The following is a 5,093-nucleotide window of genomic DNA, read 5'->3' as shown; positions in this document are numbered from 1 at the left end:
ACGCTCTTCCGATCTCGCCCGCCGCGCAGCGCCGCGCCTTCTGGGCCGCCGGGGTGACCAGCGCCGACACGATGCTGCTGCCCGAAGGCCGTCCGGCCGGTCAGGCCTGGCTGTTCCCCGCCGCCGCCGCCGACGCCCTGGCGGCCCTGGACCCGCGCGAGGTCTTCACCGTCGAGTTCCTGTTCCGCGACGGCAGCATCGCCCGCTCCACCTTCGAGGCCGGCGACTTCGCAGCGGGCCGCGCCTTCCTGGCGATGGGGCAGGTTTAGGGGGCGTCTAACGCCGCACGACCATCAGCAACGGCACGTAGATGTAAGCGACAGCGCCCTCGTAAGCCGTCGCATTCCCGGACAGGGCAGGCTTGCCGTTCCATCTCGTGGCCTCGCGCCGGGCGCTGGCTTCGGTCTGGCCTTGCATCATGTGATCGACGCGACAGTCTCGATAGACGTCCCGTCGCACGATGCAACTCACCTCCATTGATCGACCCGGCGCGCCGGCGGTCGAGCCGGAGTCCGACGATACAACGGCCAGCATCATCGGCGCTCGGGCCAGTGTGTCCCTTTCGTTCGTCAGTGTGTACCCGCAGGCCGTCAGAACGCGATCGATATTTCCATGTTCGGCCGGCAGTTCGAATGTTGCGCTGACAGGCGAGGCTTGTCCGTCGTCCGAATGCAACTTCAGAGCGCCGCCTGTGCGAAGGAATCGCGCGTCACGCGCCGGGGCGGCGCTGAACCATGTACGTCCAGCAGCCACGTCCCATGTCTGAACGTCGGTCACGCCGTCAGCACGTTCGGCCCTCAGCCGATATGACGGGCCCTGTCGTTGCGGAAATCCCTGCAGAGCGACTTTCAGCTCACCCGCGCTGCATTGCACGATGATCGCCTGCCCACCGTCGTAGCGAACGGCGGCGACAGACAGATTGCGCGCCGCATCCTCGGCGAACTCCCAGTCGTCTCCCGTCTGTGCGGCGGCGAATGCTTCGTGGCCTAGGCTAGTCGCGCTCATCGCAATGGCAAAAAATGTTGATGCCAAACGGTTCATGGCTTTTCCCCTCATCCCCGCGACAGGCTGAAAGCAGGCCCGTCCTGTCGTCAAGCCTCGACAGTGATCGGCGTCTCGTCGACAGCCGTTTCGCTCGTCTCCCCCACCACCATCACCGGCAACCGGATCATCACCGCCGCGCCTTCGCCCAGGGTGCTGTCGATGGTCATGCGGCCGCCGTGCAGTTCGGTCAGGCTGCGGACCAGGGATAGGCCCAGGCCCGTGCCTTGCGCCTTCTGGTCGGCGCCGCCGGCCTGTTCGAAGGGGCGGCCCAGCCGTTGCAGGTCCTGCGGCGCGATGCCGACGCCGGTGTCGGAGACGGCCAGATCCAGGTCCGGCCCGTCGGCGTCCAGGGTGATGGTGACGGATCCGCCGGCCGGGGTAAACTTGACCGCATTGGACAGCAGGTTCAGCGCCATCTGCTTCAGGGCGCGGGCGTCAGCGCGGACCTTGATCGGCTCGGACGGCAGGACGGCGGCCAGCTCAACCCCCTTGTCGTCCGCCTGAAGCCGGACCAGGGCGACGGCGGCGGACACGGCGTCGCGGGCGTCGAACGTCTCCATCGCCAACTGGTAGCGCTCGGCCTCGATCTTGGACAGGTCCAAGACGTCGTTGATCAGATCCAGCAGATGGCCGCCCGCCTGATGGATGGCGTCGGCGTATCCGGCGTAGCGTTCGGGCAGGGGCCCGAACAGCTTCTGACGCATGATGTCGGCGAAACCGATGACGGCGTTCAGAGGCGTGCGCAGCTCGTGGCTCATATTGGCCAGGAAGCGGGTCTTGCCGGCCGACTGGGCCTCGGCCTCGACGCGCGCGGTCTCCAGCCCCAGCTCGCGGGCGAACTGGGCCGTGCCGTCGAACGCTTGAGCGATCAGGCGCGGGCGATCCGTCTCGTGCTGGAACGGGCCTAGGATCATGACGACCCGGCGGTCCAGGGCGATGCGCGGGGTGAACTGGACCTCGACCGACTGGCCCGACAGGGCGCGGGAAAGGGCCGAAGACACGGCCGGGCGATCCGGCGCATGCACGGCCGAGATCAGGCCCTGTTCGGTCAGGGCCAGCACCGACAGGGCGGGCGGCGGCGTGCCCCAGGTCGCGACCGCGCGGCCCGACGGATCGAGCAGCAGGGTCAGGGCCGGCTGATCCTCCAGCAAAGCGGCGATCCGGGCGGCCTCATCCTCGGCTTCGGCCAGACGACGCTGGCGCGCGCTCCAGGTCAGGCGCATGGCGGCGATGATCGCGCCCATGGCCAGCAGGCCCGAGACGGCGGCTAGCAAGGGGCCTTGCGCCTCCGCCCCGTTCAGCCAGGTCGAGATCAGCCCCGCCAGCAGCGGCAGGGCCACCGCAAAGGCGCCCATCCGGGTCAGACGATCGGCGCCGACGCGGGCATGATCGAGGGCGATCCCCGCCGCCAGCGGCGTCAGGATCAGGCCGGGCAGGGCGCCGGTCACGCCGCCGGTCAGGCCGGCCGAAGCGGTGGCGGCCAAAATCCACCCGCCCATGACGGCCAGCCTCAGCCCCACGCTGTCGCGCACCATCAGCACGACGCCGAACACGCCGGGGAAGGCCATCAGCAGCAGGGCGGCCAGCGGCGCGTCCTTCAGCCCGTCCATCATCTGGGCCGCCAGCGCCGTCAGGGCCACCGCCACCGCCCAGATGGCATGCCATAAGGCGACCAGCGGAGCGCCCAACGCCGCGTCGTGCGTCGGGTCGTCCTCGGATCTGGCGTGGGCGTCGGGTTTCAAGAAGGGCGGGCCATGGGTTTCGTCTGCGCCCAGACTAGGGCTGCGGCTGAGTCGGTGCGAGGCCGCTCCCCCCTGAGGCGAACCCCATTGCGGCGTTCACCATGAATATCGGGGGACAAAACGGCCGGTTGTCGTTAACGGCCGCGCGGCCTATCTGGCGGCGCATGACCGACCGCACGCCGCCGACCGACACCCTGGACCAGACCCTGGCCGAACTGGCCGAGGATTTCGACCTGCTGGGCGATTGGGAGCAACGGATCGAATATGTCATCGAACTGGGCAAGGGGCTGGCCCCGCTGGACGAGGCCGACCGGGTCGAGGCCAACAAGGTGCCGGGCTGCGCCGCCCAGGTCTGGCTGGCGACGACGCCGGACGACGGGCGGCTGTGGTTCGCCGCCGACAGCGACAGCGCCCTGTCCAAGGGCAATATCGCCCTGCTGCTGAAACTCTATTCCGGCCGCACGGCGGCGGAGATCGCCGCCTTCGACGCCCGCGCGGCGCTGGATCGGCTGGGCCTGCCCTCGGCCCTGACGCGCCAGCGCGCCAACGGCCTGAACAGCATGGTTGGCCGCATCCGCGAGGCGGCGCTGGCGGTTCAGTAGTCGGGGGTTGCAACCGCCGGCCCGGCGACCCACGATCGCGGGGTCGTAACCGGGGGCGCGAATGGACCTGCTGAAGATCCTGCGCAGTTTCGAGGAGTTTCTCTTCGAGGCGGTCAGCTGGCTGGTCTTCTATCCCCTGACCCTGTGGCGCATCCTGCGCGGGCCGCTGGCGGCGATGGACTATTCGGACCGCGAGCAGAGCGACAGCGAGGAGCGTCGCTACGACGACGCGCTCAGCCCGCCGCTGTTCCTGTTGGCCACCATCGTCCTGACCAATCTGCTGTCGGTGGCGCTGCATGTGCCGCCGCCGGCCGAGGCGACCGACCTCAGCCGCGTGGTCTATGCGTCCCAGCAGAACCTGATCCTGTTCCGCTCGCTCGCCTTCAGTCTGATCCCGCTGGTCGCCGCCGTCACCCTGCTGCGCCATGAGAAGAAGCGCATCGCCCGCGAGACCCTGCGCGCGCCCTTCTATGCGCAATGCTATCTCGCCGCCGTCTGCGCCGCCTTCGTCTCGGCGGGCGGGACCATCTTCCAGCGGCCCGAACTGCCCAATGCGGTCGGCGCCGCGATCATGATCGGCGGCACGGCCTGGTTCGTCGTCGTGCAGTCCCGCTGGTTCGCCCGGCGGCTGAACGTGTCAAAGGGGCGCGGCGCCGTCATCGCCGTGCTGGCCCTGATCCGGGCGCTGATCTACCTCCTGGCCATCCTGATCCCCATCGCCCTGATCTGAGCGGACAAGACAGAGTGCAGTGAGGGCTCTCTTGTCAGCGCAGCGCGAAATCTAAGCGGAGGTCTGCTTGCCAGCGTGATGGCCATTTCGGATTTCGACCCATTGCGGACATCCAATCGGAAAAGCATCATTGGTGAATGTCAGCGCCAGACTACAACGATCCTAGGTCCAGACTTAAGCCTAAGCTGCGCTTGAGGCCGATGCGCGGCTCAGGCCCCATTACCGCGCTAGCCGCTGGGCTGTTCATGTACGCCGCCATTCTCTGCATGATCGCATTTCTGGCTAGCTTTCTTCCCGGTGTCGAAGGCGCCGGCAGTCCGTTCTGGTTCCTCGCTGGAGCGGCAGCCTTTGCCATCGGCGCTGCCATCTTTTACGCGGCCCATAAGTTCTTTCGACGCTTCCGCTAACCACCCAAAGCCGACATTTGCCGCGTCCGTTTCCCGCAGTAAAAATTCAGTGCAATCTGTGCACTTCATCCAATGCCATAGTGATCCGCCAGGGCCTGGAGCGCCTGTTTCAGGACGGTCTTGCCCTGGCGGCGGCGCAGGCCGAGGCACGTTTCGGCCAATTGCAGGCTGTCGCCGTGGATGCAGATGCGGGTCAGGATGGGGCGAAGGCGCGGGCCGACGGCGGTCAGCGCCTGTTCGACGCGGCGGGCGGCGGACAGGGCGCGGTCGGTCGGCTCCATCCGCGCGGCGGTTCCTGAGCCGGAGGTCGGCAGGGCGTCCCAGCGCATGGTGAGCGACGCGCCCTTCGTCGCCTGTTCCGCCTCCCGCCGCAGCCGTTCGCCGGCGGCGGCCTCGGCCGGGGTCAACCAGGGGCGGCCGGACGCATCCTTGCGCCGCGCCAGCCAGGCGATGGGGCTTTCGCCCAGATTGGCCCGCGCGCGGACCATGCGGCCGTCCGGCTGCATCAGGTCGCGCTCGCCCGCCACGAAGCCGGGACGGCCGGGGGCGGGGGGCGGCGTCGGGTCCG

The 5,093-nt window shown here is 68.5% G+C and carries 6 protein-coding genes and 1 pseudogene; 4 read left to right on the top strand and 3 right to left on the bottom strand.

Translation table 11 applies throughout. The annotated features are described in order from the left end of the window. Nucleotides 1-269 (top strand): annotated as a pseudogene (locus B3T77_RS11040) (hypothetical protein); the annotation flags it as partial. Nucleotides 270-276: 7 nt separating this feature from the next. On the opposite strand, the gene B3T77_RS11035 reads toward B3T77_RS11040, so the two are convergent. Both B3T77_RS11035 and B3T77_RS11030 read right to left on the bottom strand, forming a co-directional pair. Next, nucleotides 277-1,041 (bottom strand): hypothetical protein, encoded by a 765-nt coding sequence (locus B3T77_RS11035; RefSeq protein ID WP_292079577.1) that lies wholly within the window; start codon nt 1,039-1,041, stop codon nt 277-279. 50 nt (nt 1,042-1,091) lie between these two features. Further along, nucleotides 1,092-2,786: a sensor histidine kinase gene (locus B3T77_RS11030; protein WP_292079575.1), complete on the bottom strand. Its 1,695-nt coding sequence runs from the start codon at nt 2,784-2,786 to the stop codon at nt 1,092-1,094. A 164-nt stretch (nt 2,787-2,950) separates the two neighbouring features. Between B3T77_RS11030 and B3T77_RS11025 the strand changes: the two genes are divergently transcribed. The 3 genes from B3T77_RS11025 (at nt 2,951) to B3T77_RS11015 (ending at nt 4,525) form a co-directional block, all read left to right on the top strand. Beyond that, complete coding sequence (locus B3T77_RS11025) at nt 2,951-3,388, top strand: SufE family protein (RefSeq protein ID WP_292079572.1); 438 nt, start codon at nt 2,951-2,953, stop codon at nt 3,386-3,388. A gap of 61 nt (nt 3,389-3,449) precedes the next feature. Beyond that, nucleotides 3,450-4,118, top strand: a complete 669-nt coding sequence (locus B3T77_RS11020) for a hypothetical protein (RefSeq protein WP_292079570.1) — start codon at nt 3,450-3,452, stop codon at nt 4,116-4,118. 245 nt (nt 4,119-4,363) lie between these two features. After that, a complete protein-coding gene (locus B3T77_RS11015; RefSeq protein ID WP_156146727.1) occupies nt 4,364-4,525 on the top strand; it encodes a hypothetical protein in 162 nt (53 codons plus the stop codon). A gap of 65 nt (nt 4,526-4,590) precedes the next feature. Here B3T77_RS11015 and B3T77_RS11010 read toward each other — a convergent pair. Continuing rightward, nucleotides 4,591-5,093 (bottom strand): DUF6456 domain-containing protein (locus tag B3T77_RS11010; RefSeq protein WP_292079568.1); only part of this gene is annotated, 503 nt, incomplete at its 5' end.

It is taken from the genome of Brevundimonas sp. UBA7838, from assembly GCF_002500885.1.
Lineage (GTDB): Bacteria > Pseudomonadota > Alphaproteobacteria > Caulobacterales > Caulobacteraceae > Brevundimonas > Brevundimonas vesicularis_C.
The sequence above is the reverse complement of the archived record's forward strand: the minus strand, read 5'-3'. Positions and strand labels throughout refer to the sequence as shown.

Excerpts from the sequence above, each read along its gene's own strand:
- B3T77_RS11035 (WP_292079577.1), bottom strand. The coding sequence starts at position 1,041 with ATGAACCGTTTGGCATCAACATTTTTTGCCATTGCGATGAGCGCGACT.
- B3T77_RS11025 (WP_292079572.1), top strand. The coding sequence starts at position 2,951 with ATGACCGACCGCACGCCGCCGACCGACACCCTGGACCAGACCCTGGCC.
- B3T77_RS11020 (WP_292079570.1), top strand. The coding sequence starts at position 3,450 with ATGGACCTGCTGAAGATCCTGCGCAGTTTCGAGGAGTTTCTCTTCGAG.
- B3T77_RS11015 (WP_156146727.1), top strand. The coding sequence starts at position 4,364 with ATGTACGCCGCCATTCTCTGCATGATCGCATTTCTGGCTAGCTTTCTT.